This is a genomic window from Roseburia porci, assembly GCF_009695765.1.
Classification (GTDB): domain Bacteria; phylum Bacillota; class Clostridia; order Lachnospirales; family Lachnospiraceae; genus Roseburia; species Roseburia porci.
This window is the reverse complement of record NZ_VUNI01000011.1, coordinates 21684-37440: the sequence shown is the minus strand read 5'-3', so window position 1 is coordinate 37440 and position 15757 is coordinate 21684. Positions and strand designations below refer to the sequence as shown.

The following is a 15757-nucleotide window of genomic DNA, read 5'->3' as shown; positions in this document are numbered from 1 at the left end:
GGAGAATCGCCATGGTTCATGAAAAATATTATGAGCTGTTAAAAAAACAGGAAGAACTGTTAAACAGAAAAAATGTAAAGAGTGATTTCTATAATGGTGTTTATGACCGTTATGAATATCCTGTATTAACAAGAGAGCATATTCCACTTACATGGAGATATGATCTGAATAAAGAGACCAACCCATATTTCATGGAGCGTCTTGGAATCAATGCCGTTATGAATTCCGGAGCAATCGAGCTGAACGGAAAATATTATCTGGTAGCACGTATCGAGGGAAATGACCGTAAATCTTTCTTTGGAGTTGCTGAAAGTGACAACGGAGTAGACGGTTTCCGTTTCTGGGATTATCCAATCCTTTTAGACGATACCTGTCCAGAGGAAACAAACGTATATGATATGCGTCTGACAAAACATGAAGATGGATACATCTATGGTGTGTTCTGTTCAGAGAGCAAAGATACATCTGTAAACGATCTTTCAGCAGCAGTTGCAGCAGCCGGAATCGTTCGTACAAAAGATTTAAAACACTGGGAGAGACTGGATAACCTTGTTACCTTAAACTCCCCACAGCAGAGAAACGTTGTACTTCATCCTGAATTTGTAAATGGAAAATATGCATTTTACACCAGACCAATGGATGATTTCATTGAGACTGGATCAGGCGGAGGAATCGGATTCGGACTGTGCGATGATATTACACATGCAGTCATCGATGAAGAGAAAATGACAAGCTTACGTAAATACCACACAATTACTGAAGCGAAAAACGGTGCAGGAGCTACTCCGATCAAAACAGATAAGGGCTGGATTCATATCGCACACGGTGTTCGTAACACAGCAGCCGGACTTCGTTATGTTATTTATGCATTCGCAACAGCACTGGATGATCCTTCGAAGGTTATCGCAGAGCCATCCGGACTTCTCATTGGACCAAGAGGAGAGGAACGTGTCGGCGATGTAAGCAACGTTGTATTTACAAACGGAGCAATCGTAAATGAGAACAATGAAGTATTCATTTACTATGCATCATCGGATACAAGAATGCATGTTGCAACCACAACACTTGATAAGCTGGTTGATTATGTATTCAACACACCAAAAGATCCGGGACGCAGCGTAGAGTGCGTAGCACAGAGATGCGACCTGATCAAAAAGAACCTGGAATTATTAAAATAAGATTAGAGAGAATAAAGAGGATAATAAAATGAGCAAATATAAGATGATTGCGCCGGCAGTACCAAATGTGCCATGGCAGGAGAAACCAGAAGGATTAAAAGGTGCACCAGTATGGAGATACACAGAGAACCCGATTATCGGAAGAAACCCGGTAGAAGGTGTTGCACGTATCTTTAACAGTGCAGTAATGCCTTACGGAGATGGATTCATCGGAGTTTTCCGTGGTGAGCAGACAAACGGAATTCCTTACATCTACCTTGGAAGAAGTAACGATGCAATTCACTGGGAATTTGACAAAGAGAAGATCCATTTCGTAGATCAGAACGGAAAAGAATTTATGCCGGTATACGCATATGATCCTCGTCTTGTTAAGATCGAAGATACCTATTACATTATCTGGTGTCAGGATTTCTACGGAGCTTCTATCGGACTTGCAAAAACAACCGATTTCAAGACATTCGTACGTTTAGAGAATCCATTCATTCCATTTAACCGTAATGCTGTTTTATTCCCAAGAAAGATCAACGGCAATTATGTAATGCTTTCCCGTCCATCCGATAGTGGACATACACCATTTGGTGATATCTTCTTAAGCGAAAGCCCGGATATGACATACTGGGGCAAACACAGACATGTTATGGGCAAAGGAAGCGAATGGTGGGAGTCCGTTAAAATCGGTGGCGGTGCTGCTCCAATCGAGACTTCTGAAGGATGGCTGTTATTCTACCATGGTGTAAGTGGAACATGTAACGGATTTGTATACTCCATCGGTGGAGCAATCTTAGACATTGACAATCCATCCGTTGTAAAATATCGTTGTGAAACATTCCTTCTTACTCCGGAAGAGTGGTATGAAGAGCGTGGTTTCGTACCAAACGTATGCTTCCCATGCGCAACAATCCATGATCCAGAGTCTGGAAAGATCGCAATTTACTATGGAGCTGCTGACAGCTACGTTGGACTTGCATTCACAAAGCTTGATGAGATCATTGATTACATCAAAGAGCACAGTGTAGTGACAGAGTCAGATACAGAAATCGGTATTCGATAATAAAGTCAAAGAGCCTGCAGACATTTATGTTGAGCAGGCTCTTTATTTATAAACAGGGGGGAAAATAATTATGTATATTACACCAGATCATCCAATGTTACAGTATAGTGGAAGAATTGATTTTGAAGATAAAAAAGCGCCGGTATTTATCTATGCGGCAAGCTATGTAAAAATCCGTTTTCACGGAACAAGTGTAAAAGCAGTTATTTCCAATAACCATGCATATTGGAGCAACTATCTTGGCGTGATCGTTGATGGAAAACAGACGAAGATCGCATTGAAAGAAGATGAACAGCTGCATACGTATATTCTTGCAGAGCATCTTGCGGATGAGGAGCATGAACTCATCCTGTTTAAACGACAGGATATCTGCCATATGTTTACATTATATGGACTTGAACTGGATAAGAATGCTATAATAATGGAGCCTTCACCGAAGCCGGAGAGAAGAATCGAAGTATTTGGTGACAGCGTATCCTGTGGAGAAGTATCCGAGGCAGTGCAGTATGTCGGAAAAGAAGATCCGGAGCATAATGGAGAGTATTCCAACAGCTGGTATTCCTATTCCTGGATTACAGCTCGTAAGCTTCACGCAGAACTGCATGATACTTCACAGGGCGGTATTGCGCTTTTAGATCACACCGGCTGGTTTGTGGATCCTCATTTTTACGGAGTGGAATCCTGCTATGACAAATTAGAATACAACCCGGAAATGGGACCGGTAAAACCATGGAATTTTGCAGATTATACACCGCATGTTGTGATTGTGGCAATCGGCCAGAATGACAATCATCCGGAGGATTATATGGCAGAAGATTATGATGGTGCAAAGGCTGAGAACTGGAGAGTACACTATAAGGCATTTGTAGAGCGTCTCATGGGACTTTATCCAAAAGCCCAGATCATCCTGCAGACAACACTTCTTCAGCATGATGCAAACTGGGATCGCGCAATCGATGAGGTCTGCGGACAGATCCAGGATCCACGTGTGCATCATTATATGTACAAACGAAACGGGGCAGGAACACCGGGACATCTTAGAATTCCGGAGGCAGAGGAAATGGCAGAAGAATTAACTGCTTACATTGAATCTCTGGGCGATGGAATCTGGAATGAATAGAACCAGAACGCATAGAACTGGAATGCGCAGAATCAGAGCGTATGATAATCGAAACAGAATGAAAGGAATGGAAATAAAAGATGAGATATCAGATTGATTATGAAAAGGGAATCGTAAACCGCGGAAACCTTTTCCGTATGAAAGAATTGATGAAAAAGGCAGCAAACGGCGAGAAGCTGGTACTTGGTTTTCTTGGTGGTTCAATCACACAGGGATGCCTTTCTTCCACACCGGAGACATGTTATGCATATCATGTATTTGAGTGGTGGAAAAAACAGTTTCCGGAAGCTGAATTTGAGTATGTGAACGCCGGAATCGGCGGAACAACTTCACAGTTTGGTGTGGCACGTGCCCAGAGTGATCTTTTAAGCTACAAACCGGATTTTGTCATTGTGGAGTTTTCCGTAAATGATGACAGCACAGAGCATTTTATGGAGACATATGAAGGTCTTGTCCGCAAAATCTATGATTCTGAGACAAAACCGGCAATGCTTCTTGTACATAATGTATGTTATGACACCGGTGCTAACGCACAGCTGATGCATGCACGTGTTGGAAGATATTATGATCTGCCATCTGTCAGCATGCAGAGCACAATTTATGAAGAAGTAAAAGCAGGAAGACTTCCAAACCGTGAGATTACACAGGATGATCTTCATCCAAATGATGCAGGACACAGCCTGGTGGCTTCTGTGATTACTTATTTCCTTTCCAAAGTATTTGATGTTATGGACGAGGCAGAACTTCCGGCTCCGGAACTTCGTGCACCATTTACTTATAACGATTATGAGGATTCCGTACGTTATGACAACAGAAACAGCAAACCGGAACTGAATGGATTTGCCGCAGATACTTCCAAACAGGAAGGAATTACCGACTGTTTCAAAAACGGATGGAGTGCATCCAAAGTCGGAGACAGCATCCGTTTTGAATTAAGAGGCGGAAGCATCGCTGTACAGTACAGAAAAACAATGAACAAACCAGCTCCGGTAGCAGAAGTAGTTATCGATGGAGATACAGAGCATGCATACCGTCTGGATGCAAATTTTGATGAGACATGGGGCGATAAACTGGAACTTGAGACGGTTGCAGAGCATCTGGAGAACAAGCTTCATACCGTTGATATCCGCATTGTAGAGGCATCTGAGAAAGATCAGAATGGATTTGATCTGATCTCTGTCATCGTTTCCGGCTCCCACAAGGCGAAAAAGACATCCGAGGAACTGATCTTTTTAGATCCGGCTCTGACACATAATATCTGGGGAGGATCAAAACTCCGCACAGAGTATGGTTATCCGGTAGAAGGCGATGATATCGGAGAATGCTGGGGAATTTCAGCACATCCAAACGGAGATGGTGTAATCCGTGAAGGTGCTTTTAAAGGCATGCATCTTTCTGAACTCTGGGCAAAAAATCCGGAATTATTCGGAAATCCGACAGAGGATCGTTTCCCACTTTTGATCAAGATTATTGATGCAAAAGCAGATTTAAGTATCCAGGTTCATCCAAACGATGAATATGCATTAAAGAATGAGAATGGTTCTCTTGGAAAAACAGAGTGCTGGTATGTATTAGATTGTCCGGAAAATGCAAGCCTTGTAATCGGTCACAATGCATCAACAAGAGAAGAATTAAAAGAGATGATCGAACAGAAGAGATGGTCAGAACTGATTCGTGAGATTCCGATCAGGAAGGGTGATTTCATTCAGATCGATCCGGGAACCGTACATGCGATCAAGGGTGGTTTCCAGATCTTAGAGACACAGCAGAACAGTGATATTACTTACCGTGTATATGATTATGATCGTCTGTCAAACGGTAAGCCAAGAGAACTTCATGTACAGAAGAGTATTGATGTTATCACAGTTCCTGCAAAACCGGTCGGAGAAAGTGTACGTTCTGTAAACGGACTTCCACTCAACCGTCTGAATCTGTTATACAGCTGCAATTACTATTCCGTATTCAAACTTGAAGTTTCCGGAAATACACAGGTAGAGCAGAAATATCCATTCCTGCTTATGACAGTTGTAAGCGGACAGGGATCAGTAAACGGACATCTTCTGAAAAAGGGTGATCATTTTATCGCACCTGCAGACTGCAAATCTCTGAATTTTGAAGGAAATATGCAGATCATCGCATCCACACGATAGAAACGGGATCAACAGAGAAAAACAGAACAGGTAAGTCACGCAGGCTGCGAAGTGCATCGACGCTTTGCAGCCTGTTTTAAACAGGAGAACAAATATGAAATATATCAAAGGAATTACATTTGCACCATTTGCATCCAGAGGGGAATTCAATAAGCCGGAGACAAAGGAGAGTCTGCGGGTGATGAAAGAACAGACGCATGCGGATACCGTGATCTTTGTGCCATGTGGATTGCAGGAGACGGCGCATTCCGAAGAAATCTCATTTGATCATAAGCGGAACGTGACCGATGAAGAACTTGAGAAGATGATCGCTTATGCTAGAGAACTTGGACTCAGGGTAATCTTAAAGCCTACGGTCAACTGCGTAAACGGAACATGGAGAGCACATATCAGTTTTTTTGATCTGGATGTTCCATGTGAGCCGAAATGGTGTAACTGGTTTGCGTCATACACCAGATTTCAGCTGCATTATGCAAAGATCGCAGAACGCACTGGCTGTGAAATGTTTATTGCAGGCTGCGAGATGGTCATGTCAGAGCACCGCGAAAAAGAATGGCGTAAACTGATTACAGATATCCGTGGCGTATATTCAGGCCTGGTAAGCTATAATACAGATAAATATCAGGAAAACCAGATCACATGGTGGGATGCAGTCGATGTGATATCATCCAGTGGATATTATCCGATTGATGACTGGGACAATCAGCTTGACCGGATCGAAAAAGTAGTAAAACAGTTCCATAAGCCGTTTTTCTTTGCGGAAGCCGGCTGTATGGCAACGGAGGGCTCCAACCTTGTGCCGAACAACTGGGAAGTAAAGGGTGGAATCGATCTGGAAGGACAGGCAGCGTGGTATCAGGCGATGACGGAAGCAATCAGCCGCCGTGAATGGGTGGAAGGAATGGCAGTCTGGTCCTGGCACGGACAGCTCTATTCCGAAGAAGAGGCAAAAAAGCACCGCTATTATGAGATCTATCGGAAACCGGCAGAAGATGTGATACGGAAGTTTTATGATCAGGTACAGTAAATTGCGGCTATTTGTATTTTTAATTTGCAAGGTGTAACCGTTTCTTTTTGGTATTTCAAATGATACAATAGAAAAAGCTTCAAAATACATTTAAGAAGAGGGAGAAATCATGAGCGCAGAAGAAGTCATAGAAGAAGTTGCAAAACTTTGCAAACTGTTTCATGCAAAAGAAGTCATCTTATATGGATCGAGAGCCAAAGAAACTGCAAGAGAACGGAGCGATATTGATATAGCAGTAACAGGTGTGGATGATTTAGCAGAAGCAAAACAGAGAAATCTTTCAGATTCTTTTGTTCTGAGTGGAACAAGTGCCAAATTTAGCATCACATTTGACTTGTCATGGAAAGTTATGAAAGATATTCTGGTACAGTATTATGCAATCACCGGTTTTGTGGCAGGGTCGCCAAGAGAAGTACTCAGGGAAGCCTATAAGGCAAATTTGATTTCAGATGAATCCTGGATGGAAATGCTAAAAGTAAGAAATGAACTTGCACACGATTATGACTGTGAGATTGTGAAAAAAAATTGTCATGTTATTGTGGAAAAGTACATTGACCTGTTCTATGCGTTTGAGGACACCGTAAAAGCATTAAAAATGGAAATATAAAAGTAAAAGGCAGACAGACATAGTGGAGTTTATATGCAGAAGGCGAGGGAAAACATACGCTGGTGTTTGCATCAGTAAAGAAATCCGCAATTTTATAGGGGACACAGAGTGACAGCATAGCAATGATTTGGGGCGGAACAGGAAGAAAGAGGTTTAGCGCATGGTTCGAATCAAAGATGTAGCAGAAGCGGTCGGCGTGAGCACAGCCACCGTTTCTAACGTGATCAATGGAAAAGAGCAGAGGGTTTCAAAGGAAGTGCGGGAGAAAATCCAGACGGCATTAGACGAGATGGGGTATGTCAGGAACCGTTCTGCCATGATGTTAGCGCAGACGTCCTCGAATATGATCGGGCTTGTGATTCCGTGTAAGCCGGGCGTTAAGATTGTGCTCGAGGACCCTTATTACAGTGCTTTTTTAGGCAACCTGGAATATGAGATCCGGGAACATGACTGCTATATGTATCTGATTGCGCAACAGACGGAGGAAGAGATTATCCGTCAGGCAATCGCATGGAATCTGGAGGGACTTATTGTATGCAACATGTCGGAGGAGGAACTGAAAAGTCTGAACCAGAAGTATCGCAGAGGAATCGTTTCCATAGACTCTTATCTACAGAATCAGGCGGATTTTATCAATATTTCAACGGACGATTTTGGCGGCGGATATCAGATGGGACAATATCTGATATCCCAGGGGCATACGAAGATCGCCATGCTTGCGGACAACGATGCAACCGTCGATCATCACAGATGGATGGGACTTATGCAGGCAATGACGGAAGCGGGACTTTCCCTGTCGGAGCAGGATCACTTTATCTTTTCTTCCAGTGAGCCGGTGAGAGAGCTTCAGATGGAGCAGTTTCTTCCGAAGCTGCGGGAGTACACGGCATTATTTGTGGCATCGGATTTTTATGCGCTTGAGGTCAGTTCCTTTTTACAGAGTAAGGGAATCCGTGTGCCGGAGGACATTTCCATAGCCGGATTTGATGATCTGATCTATGCGCGGCTTGCGCGGCCGAAGCTTACAACGATGAGCCAGAATATCGCAAAGAAAGCCAGGATGGCGGTCGAGGCGCTTTTATATCTGCAGGATGCCCGGAAAAATAAAAAATCGATAGACATTTCAGAGGAGCGCTGGAGACTTCCGGTCCGGCTTGTAGAACGGGAATCGGTAAAAAAACTCGACAATATATAATTGTGTATTTTTTACAAAAATACAGGCAGGCTTTATGCACTTTCATGGTTATGCGCTTAACCTTTGACTTTTCCTGGCACAGTATGCTAATTTCAAGAGGAAGGTTATGCGATTAATGTAAAGAGAATGCCAGGGATTGCGAAAGGAAACGGACACCCCGGCAGCAGAGAATCAACAATAATAAATAATCAGAAAGGCAGGAATAACAATGAAAAAAGCATGGTGGAAGGAAGCGGTTGTATATCAGATCTATCCAAGAAGTTTTATGGACTCAAACGGAGATGGAATCGGAGATCTGAACGGTATTACAGAGAAACTTGATTATTTAAAAGAGCTTGGAATCGATGTGATCTGGCTGTCGCCGGTTTATCAGTCACCGAATGATGACAACGGATATGACATCAGCGATTATCAGGCGATCATGACAGAATTTGGAACGATGGAAGATTATGACCGGATGCTCGCGCGCGCTCATGAGCTTGGAATCAAGATCATGATGGATCTTGTGGTAAACCATACTTCCGATGAACATGCATGGTTTGTGGAGAGCCGTAAGAGTGTGGATAATCCATACCGTGATTTTTATATCTGGAGAAAAGGCAAAGAAGACGGAAAAGAGCCAAATAACTGGGGATCCTGCTTCAGTGGTTCCGCATGGAAATATGATGAACAGACCGATATGTATTTCCTGCATCTTTTCTCTAAAAAACAGCCGGATTTAAACTGGGATAATCCAAAGGTGCGCGATCATGTATTTGATATGATGAACTGGTGGTGTGAAAAGGGAATTGACGGATTCCGTATGGATGTCATCAGCCTGATCTCCAAACCGGAAGGACTTCCGGATGGAATTCCGGGAGAAAACGGATATGCGGACAGCGGATGCGCCAACGGACCTCATGTCCATGAATATCTGCAGGAAATGAACCGGAAAGTGCTCTCAAAATACGACCTGATCACCGTTGGTGAGGCAGCAGGTGTTACACTCGAAGAAGCAAAGAAGTATGCCAATGCAGACGGCAGTGAGCTTAACATGGTATTCCAGTTTGAACATGTCAGCGGAAGCGAACATGAGAAAACCCATTACGGAAAATGGGATGGACATAAGATGCCGCTTCCGGAGTGGAAAGCGAACTTATCCAAATGGCAGACAGGGCTTTCCCATGAGGCATGGAACAGTCTGTATCTGTCCAACCATGATCAGCCGCGTTCCGTATCCAGATACGGAAACGACAGTGAAGAATATCGTGAACGTTCTGCAAAACTGCTTGCAACCTGCCTTCACATGATGCAGGGAACGCCGTATGTATATCAGGGAGAAGAACTTGGAATGTGCAATGCATACTTTGACAATCTTGAAGATTACCGTGATATTGAAAGTATCAATGCATACCATGAACTCACAGAACAATGCGGAGTCTCCCATGAGGAAATGATGGGATATCTCAAACGTATCAGCAGGGATAATGCAAGAACTCCAATGCAGTGGGATGACAGCAAAAACGCAGGATTCACAACGGGAACACCGTGGCTCAAAGTAAATTCCAATTACCCTGAGGTAAATGCCAAAGCGCAGGTCAATGATCCGGATTCCGTATTTTCATACTATAAAAAACTGATCCGCCTGCGTCATGAGAATGAGATCATTGTATACGGGGATTATGAACTGCTTGAAGCAGAGAGTGAAGAGACTTTTATCTATAAGAGAACCTATGAAAATGAACATTTAATGGTACTCTGCAATTTTACGGATCATGAGGTATCGGTTACGGATGCTGTCATGGGACAGATTCCGGATGGGGCAGAAAAACTGATTGCAAACTATGCAGATGATATGGGACAGACATTGCGCCCATATGAGGCGAAGGTATACCGTTATTAGGAGGCAGCACATGAAGCAGAAATGGTGGATTGGAAAAGTTGCTTATCAGATCTGGCCGAAAAGCTTTGCCGATGCCAACGGAGACGGCATCGGTGATCTCGAGGGCATTATTGGAAAACTGGATTATTTAAAAGATCTTGGGGTGGATATTATCTGGATTTCACCAGTTTACCGTTCTCCACTCGTAGATCAGGGATATGATATATCCGATTATTATGACATCAATCCGGTGTTTGGTGATCTGGAAACTATGGACCGTTTGATCGCAGAGGCGAAAAAACGTGATATGTATATCATAATGGACTTAGTCGTTAATCACTGCTCAGATGAACATGAGTGGTTCCAGAAAGCGATGAAAGATCCTGATGGAGAATATGGAAAGTATTTTTATATTGCGGAGAAAAAAGACGGAAAGCTGCCATGCAACTGGAGATCGTATTTCGGAGGCAGTGTATGGGAACCTATCCCTGGCACGGATAAATATTATCTGCATTCCTTCCACCGCAAACAGCCGGATCTGAACTGGGAAAACCCGAAACTCAGACAGGAAATCTATAAAATGATGAACTGGTGGCTGGAGCGTGGAATTGCTGGATTCCGTATTGATGCGATCATCAACATCAAAAAGAAACTGCCATTTCAGGATTATGAACCGGACAGAGATGACGGACTTGTTTATATCGGACGGATGTTAGAAGAGGCAGAAGGTATTGGGGAATTCCTGGAAGAGATGAAACATGAGACCTTTGAAAAATACGATGCATTTACCGTAGGCGAAGTATTTAACGATAAGGAATCGGAGCTTCGGGAATTCATTGGAGAGAACGGACATTTTTCATCGAAATTTGATTTTGCACCGGAAATGTGTGGAAAACATGGCGGCTGGTATGAGCATGAAACGGTTACCGCAGAGATGTATAAAAATGCGATTTTTGACAGCCAGATGACCACTGGAGAGATCGGGTTTTTATCCAATATCATTGAAAATCACGATGAACCACGCGGCGTAAGTCGTTTTATTCCGGCAGAAGATCTGTCGGATACAAGTAAAAAAGCGCTGGCGTGTGCATATTTCTTCCTGCGCGGAATACCATTCATCTATCAGGGACAGGAAATCGGAATGGAAAACTGTGATTTTCCGGATATTTCTGATTATGATGACATTAGTACGATGGACGAATACCGCGTATGCCTGGATGCAGGCTGCACAAAGGAAGAGGCACTTAACCTGGCTCACACATTCAGCCGTGATAACGCCCGCACTCCGGTTCAGTGGAGCGACGAGGAGAATGCGGGATTCTCTTCGCACACACCATGGATTATGGTGAATCCGGATTATCAGCGTATCAATCTGAAAAGTCAGCTTCATGACCCGGATTCAGTATATGCATTTTATAAGAAAATGATCGCACTGTACAAAGATCCGCAGTATCATGACACGCTGACATTTGGAAGATTTCACCCATTTGAACGTGAACAAAAGAACCTGATTGCGTACGAACGAAAGAATGGTGATCAGACGATTCTTGTGCTTGTGAATTTCCAGAAAGAACCGCAGACCGTTAGGTTCTCGTCCAAAGATCAGAATGCAGAGTGGAAAGTTCTGCTGAATAACACCGATATTGTGGATCGAAACGGAGATCAGATCACACTTTGTGGATATCAGGCTCTTGTAGTAACGTGTGATTAAACAAACAGAACGACGATGCCAAGTACGAGCAGAACGACACCGGTTACACGGTTCAATGTTTTGGCAGAAGCTTTATTGGCGATCACGGCAGCGATGCGGGCCCAGAGCAGTGTGCTTGCCACACAGAACAAAAGCGCCCAGAGATCTGGAATGCCGCCAAGGATAAAGTGGCTTGCAGACCCTGTAAAAGCAGTGAAAGTCATAATAAATACGCTTGTACCGACTGCGGTTTTTAACTCATATCCAAGAACCGAGGTCAGAACAAGAAGCATCATCATGCCTCCGCCTGCACCGATAAAACCGCAGATGAAACCGATCAGTACACCACAGAGGATGGAACGGATCACCTTTTGTTTTGGTGTTGCATTGGTAAAGGAGGCTTTTGGTGCCATGACCGGTCTGACAAGGAATTTGATTCCGAGCAGCATGGTCATAAACACTGAAAAATTACCCATAGCCGTGCCTGGTACAAGGCTCGACACATAACTTCCTACCATGGTAAAACATAAAACGGAAATAAGCATAATAATTCCGTTTTTGATATCAAGGTTTTTATTTTTCCTATAAGTATAGGCAGATATTGCGCTGGCGAGAACATCACTGGCCAGTGCGATTCCGACTGCCATATAAGGGTCCATATCTAAAAAAGTGATGAGCACCGGGCTGATGACAGCGGCAGCACTCATCCCTGCAAATCCAGTACCAAGTCCTGCGCCGATTCCGGCGATAAAACATATCACAAATTTTATAAAAAGTTCCATTTCATTTGTTCCTCCATATTTTTTTCACATTGATCCATAATCTGCTGAACAATCTGGATCTGTTCTTTGGAAACTCCCGCAAACATCGTTTCGAAAATATCACGCTGTTTCGCAGCAAGTCTTTTTGCAATGCCCTGACCGGCAGAAGTAAGGTTCAACCGGCGGATCTTGCGGCTGTCTGCATCGGCGGAACTGATAAGAAGCCCCTTCTTTTCGAGAATCCGGATTCCGTTGGAGGCATTGGACTTCGCGATTCCGCGGAGATTGCACAGATCCCGTGCGACATTATTCTCCGGATTGTTATGTAAAAACAGCAGAATATCGATCTCGAGCTGTGACAGGTCAAGTTCTTTTGCAAGATCATGAAAAGACCAGTTGTAAAAGGTTTTTATTTTCTGGGTATGCGCGATCCATTCCTGCGCCATGGCTCATCCCTTCTTTTTGTAATATAGTTATAATTATAACTATATTGCGTCAAACGTCAATTCCGGGATTTTAAATTTCATAAAAAATGTACCTGCAATGTGTGAAAAGACTAGGTCATGAATCTGACATTTTCAGGAATAATCTTGTATATTTCTGACTGGATAAAAAGCTATAGTATAGGCGAAACAGAGATATACAGTTGAAAACGGAAAATGAAAGAATGGAGCATGAAATATGAAATATGGATATTTTGATGATGAAAAAAAAGAATATGTGATTACAAGACCGGATACTCCGGCACCATGGGTTAACTATCTCGGTTCACCGGAATATGGTGCAATTGTATCAAATAATGCAGGTGGTTACAGTTTTGCAAAATCGGGAGCAAACGGACGGATATTAAGATATGTATTTAATCAGTTTGACGAGCCGGGAAGATATATTTATATCAGAGACAATGAAAGCCGGGATTTCTGGTCTGCATCCTGGCAGCCGGTTGGAAAGGACTTAAGCGAATACAAAAGTGAGTGTCACCATGGAACTGCATACACGAAAATGATGGCCGATTACAGTGGAATTCATTCAGAAGTCAGATATTATGTTCCACTTGGAAAATCATATGAGGTATGGAGTCTCGCAATTACGAATGACACAGATAAGGTAAGAAGCGTAAATGTGACCGGATATGCAGAGTTTACCAATAACAGCAATTATGAGCAGGATCAGGTAAATTTACAGTATTCCCAGTTTATTACAAAGAGTGTATTTCACGACAATCGTGTACGTCAGATGATCCACGCAAACCTTGATCAGATCGAAAATGGGAAAGAAGTTGATAATAAGATCGTAGTGAACCGGTTCTTTGGACTTGCAGGTGCAGAAGTCCAGAGCTGGTGCGGGGATAAAGAAGAATTTCTTGGAAGATATCACGGTTACGGTAATCCGCAGGGTGTAATAAACGGAAAATTGAATAATCAGGGAAATTATAATGAGAACGGATGCGGAGCACTGACTACAGCACTTTCGATTGCTCCGGGTGAGACGAAAGAGATCGCATTTCTTGTTGGGATGAAAGATGATGCAGAAGCAGGAGAGATTGTAGCATCTTATACGGATACTGCATCCGTATGTAAGGAAGAACTTGAAGAACTTATTTCTTACTGGCATAAACAGCTGTCTCACTTTCAGGTAAAAACACCAAGTCCGGAGTTTGATACCATGATCAATACATGGAATGCGTATAACTGCTTTATGACATTTATCTGGTCGCGTGCGGCATCTTTTACTTATTGTGGACTGCGAAACGGATATGGATATCGCGATACTGTACAGGATATTCAGGGTGTGATCCATCTTGCACCGGAGATGGCAGTTGAGAAGATCCGGTTTATGCTTTCAGCACAGGTAGATAACGGTGGCGGGCTTCCGCTTGTTAAGTTCACACATAATCCTGGTCATGAGGACACGCCGGATGATGCATCTTATGTACAGGAAACCGGTCATCCGGCATATCGTGCAGATGATGCACTGTGGTTGTTTCCAACGGTATATAAATATGTATCGGAGACCGGAAATGTGGATTTTATTGATGAAGTAATACCATTTGCCAATAAGGATGAAGGAACGGTATATGAGCATTTGAAACGGGCCATTGATTTTTCCATGAATCATCTTGGAAAACATGGTATGCCAGCAGGACTGTATGCGGACTGGAATGATTGTTTACGCCTTGGAAAGGATGGGGAATCTACATTTGTTGCATTGCAGTTCTATTATGCAATGACGATTTTAAAAGAGTTTGCAGCATATAAAAAAGATGAAAGCTATATTGGATATCTGGATGAATGCCAGAAAAATCTTGGAAACTTGATACAGGATCTTTGCTGGAACGAAGATCGTTTCATCCGTGGATTTACAGAAAATGGAGAAGTGATCGGAAAACGTGACGATCCGGAGGCAAATATGTGGTTAAATCCACAGAGCTGGGCGGTAATCAGTGGACTTGCAGATGAAAAACAGGGCGATCTTGCATTGCAGCAGGTATATGACCGCTTAAATACAGAGTACGGAGCAATTCTTATGGACCCTCCATATCATGCGCATGCGTTTGATGGAGCACTTGCTGTAATTTACAATGCAGGAACAAAGGAAAATGCAGGTATTTTTTCACAGTCACAGGGGTGGATCATACTTGCAGAAGCACTTCGCGGACATGGAGAACGTGCATTTGAATATTTTATGGAAAATGCACCGGCAGCACAGAATGACAGGGCTGAGATCCGCAGACTGGAGCCATATTGTTATGGACAGTTTACAGAAGGAAAGGCAAGTCCGAATTTTGGACGTTCCCATGTACACTGGCTCACCGGAACAGCATCTACTGTGATGGTAGGCTGTGTGGAAGGAATTCTTGGCATGCGTCCGGATTTCTATGGACTTCATATTGCACCATCTGTTCCGAAAGCGTGGGATGAATTCGAAATTGACAAAGATTTCCGTGGCTGTCACTTACATATTACGGTAAAAAATCCGAATCATGCCGAATCCGGATGTAAAAAGCTTCTGGTTAACGGACAGGAGATGGAAGGAAATTATATTCCGGAAGAAATCTTAACAGCAGAGACAGTAGTTGAACTGTATCTTTCATAATTAATGACAAAAGGAGTTATA

12 protein-coding genes are annotated in these 15757 nt (G+C 43.1%); 10 read left to right on the top strand and 2 right to left on the bottom strand.

Annotated elements, in window-relative coordinates; all coding sequences use genetic code 11:
* Positions 1 to 11 precede the first annotated feature (11 nt).
* From FYJ75_RS07710 to FYJ75_RS07670, 9 genes are all read left to right on the top strand, one after another.
* Positions 12 to 1178 carry a glycoside hydrolase family 130 protein gene (locus FYJ75_RS07710; protein ID WP_154429878.1) on the top strand — a complete coding sequence of 389 codons (1167 nt, stop codon included), beginning with the start codon at positions 12 to 14 and terminating at the stop codon, positions 1176 to 1178.
* A gap of 28 nt (positions 1179 to 1206) precedes the next feature.
* Positions 1207 to 2229: a glycoside hydrolase family 130 protein gene (locus tag FYJ75_RS07705; RefSeq protein ID WP_154429877.1), complete on the top strand. Its 1023-nt coding sequence runs from the start codon at positions 1207 to 1209 to the stop codon at positions 2227 to 2229.
* Between the two features lie 70 nt (positions 2230 to 2299).
* Complete coding sequence (locus FYJ75_RS07700) at positions 2300 to 3349, top strand: SGNH/GDSL hydrolase family protein (protein WP_154429876.1); 1050 nt, start codon at positions 2300 to 2302, stop codon at positions 3347 to 3349.
* An 80-nt stretch (positions 3350 to 3429) separates the two neighbouring features.
* Positions 3430 to 5499, top strand: coding sequence for a type I phosphomannose isomerase catalytic subunit (locus FYJ75_RS14425; RefSeq protein ID WP_235907037.1), 2070 nt, complete (start codon positions 3430 to 3432; stop codon positions 5497 to 5499).
* A 94-nt stretch (positions 5500 to 5593) separates the two neighbouring features.
* Positions 5594 to 6526: a glycoside hydrolase family 113 gene (locus FYJ75_RS07690; protein ID WP_154429875.1), complete on the top strand. Its 933-nt coding sequence runs from the start codon at positions 5594 to 5596 to the stop codon at positions 6524 to 6526.
* A gap of 109 nt (positions 6527 to 6635) precedes the next feature.
* Entirely contained in the window at positions 6636 to 7133 is a 498-nt protein-coding gene (locus FYJ75_RS07685; RefSeq protein ID WP_154429874.1) for an HI0074 family nucleotidyltransferase substrate-binding subunit, read from the top strand.
* Between the two features lie 160 nt (positions 7134 to 7293).
* A complete protein-coding gene (locus tag FYJ75_RS07680) occupies positions 7294 to 8328 on the top strand; it encodes a LacI family DNA-binding transcriptional regulator (protein WP_154429873.1) in 1035 nt (344 codons plus the stop codon).
* A 208-nt stretch (positions 8329 to 8536) separates the two neighbouring features.
* The gene (locus FYJ75_RS07675; RefSeq protein WP_154429872.1) at positions 8537 to 10210 is read left to right on the top strand and encodes a glycoside hydrolase family 13 protein; all 1674 of its coding nucleotides are present in this window, start codon (positions 8537 to 8539) and stop codon (positions 10208 to 10210) included.
* Between the two features lie 10 nt (positions 10211 to 10220).
* Positions 10221 to 11900 (top strand): glycoside hydrolase family 13 protein, encoded by a 1680-nt coding sequence (locus FYJ75_RS07670; protein ID WP_154429871.1) that lies wholly within the window; start codon positions 10221 to 10223, stop codon positions 11898 to 11900.
* On the opposite strand, the gene FYJ75_RS07665 is transcribed toward FYJ75_RS07670, so the two are convergent.
* Positions 11897 to 12661 carry a sulfite exporter TauE/SafE family protein gene (locus FYJ75_RS07665; protein ID WP_154429870.1) on the bottom strand — a complete coding sequence of 255 codons (765 nt, stop codon included), beginning with the start codon at positions 12659 to 12661 and terminating at the stop codon, positions 11897 to 11899. The two genes, FYJ75_RS07670 and FYJ75_RS07665, sit on opposite strands and share 4 nt — an antisense overlap.
* On the bottom strand, positions 12646 to 13086 hold the full coding sequence (locus tag FYJ75_RS07660) for a MarR family winged helix-turn-helix transcriptional regulator (protein WP_154429869.1): 441 nt from the start codon (positions 13084 to 13086) through the stop codon (positions 12646 to 12648). The genes FYJ75_RS07665 and FYJ75_RS07660 overlap by 16 nt, the downstream gene beginning before the upstream one ends.
* Positions 13087 to 13321: 235 nt before the next feature.
* Between FYJ75_RS07660 and FYJ75_RS07655 the strand changes: the two genes are divergently transcribed.
* Positions 13322 to 15736 carry a GH36-type glycosyl hydrolase domain-containing protein gene (locus tag FYJ75_RS07655; RefSeq protein ID WP_154429868.1) on the top strand — a complete coding sequence of 805 codons (2415 nt, stop codon included), beginning with the start codon at positions 13322 to 13324 and terminating at the stop codon, positions 15734 to 15736.
* Positions 15737 to 15757 lie beyond the last annotated feature (21 nt).

Bases quoted from the DNA above. Each gene is read 5' to 3' on its own strand.
- FYJ75_RS07710 (WP_154429878.1), top strand. From the start codon at position 12: ATGGTTCATGAAAAATATTATGAGCTGTTAAAAAAACAGGAAGAACTG.
- FYJ75_RS07705 (WP_154429877.1), top strand. From the start codon at position 1,207: ATGAGCAAATATAAGATGATTGCGCCGGCAGTACCAAATGTGCCATGG.
- FYJ75_RS07700 (WP_154429876.1), top strand. From the start codon at position 2,300: ATGTATATTACACCAGATCATCCAATGTTACAGTATAGTGGAAGAATT.
- FYJ75_RS14425 (WP_235907037.1), top strand. From the start codon at position 3,430: ATGAGATATCAGATTGATTATGAAAAGGGAATCGTAAACCGCGGAAAC.
- FYJ75_RS07690 (WP_154429875.1), top strand. From the start codon at position 5,594: ATGAAATATATCAAAGGAATTACATTTGCACCATTTGCATCCAGAGGG.
- FYJ75_RS07685 (WP_154429874.1), top strand. From the start codon at position 6,636: ATGAGCGCAGAAGAAGTCATAGAAGAAGTTGCAAAACTTTGCAAACTG.
- FYJ75_RS07680 (WP_154429873.1), top strand. From the start codon at position 7,294: ATGGTTCGAATCAAAGATGTAGCAGAAGCGGTCGGCGTGAGCACAGCC.
- FYJ75_RS07675 (WP_154429872.1), top strand. From the start codon at position 8,537: ATGAAAAAAGCATGGTGGAAGGAAGCGGTTGTATATCAGATCTATCCA.
- FYJ75_RS07670 (WP_154429871.1), top strand. From the start codon at position 10,221: ATGAAGCAGAAATGGTGGATTGGAAAAGTTGCTTATCAGATCTGGCCG.
- FYJ75_RS07665 (WP_154429870.1), bottom strand. From the start codon at position 12,661: ATGGAACTTTTTATAAAATTTGTGATATGTTTTATCGCCGGAATCGGC.
- FYJ75_RS07660 (WP_154429869.1), bottom strand. From the start codon at position 13,086: ATGGCGCAGGAATGGATCGCGCATACCCAGAAAATAAAAACCTTTTAC.
- FYJ75_RS07655 (WP_154429868.1), top strand. From the start codon at position 13,322: ATGAAATATGGATATTTTGATGATGAAAAAAAAGAATATGTGATTACA.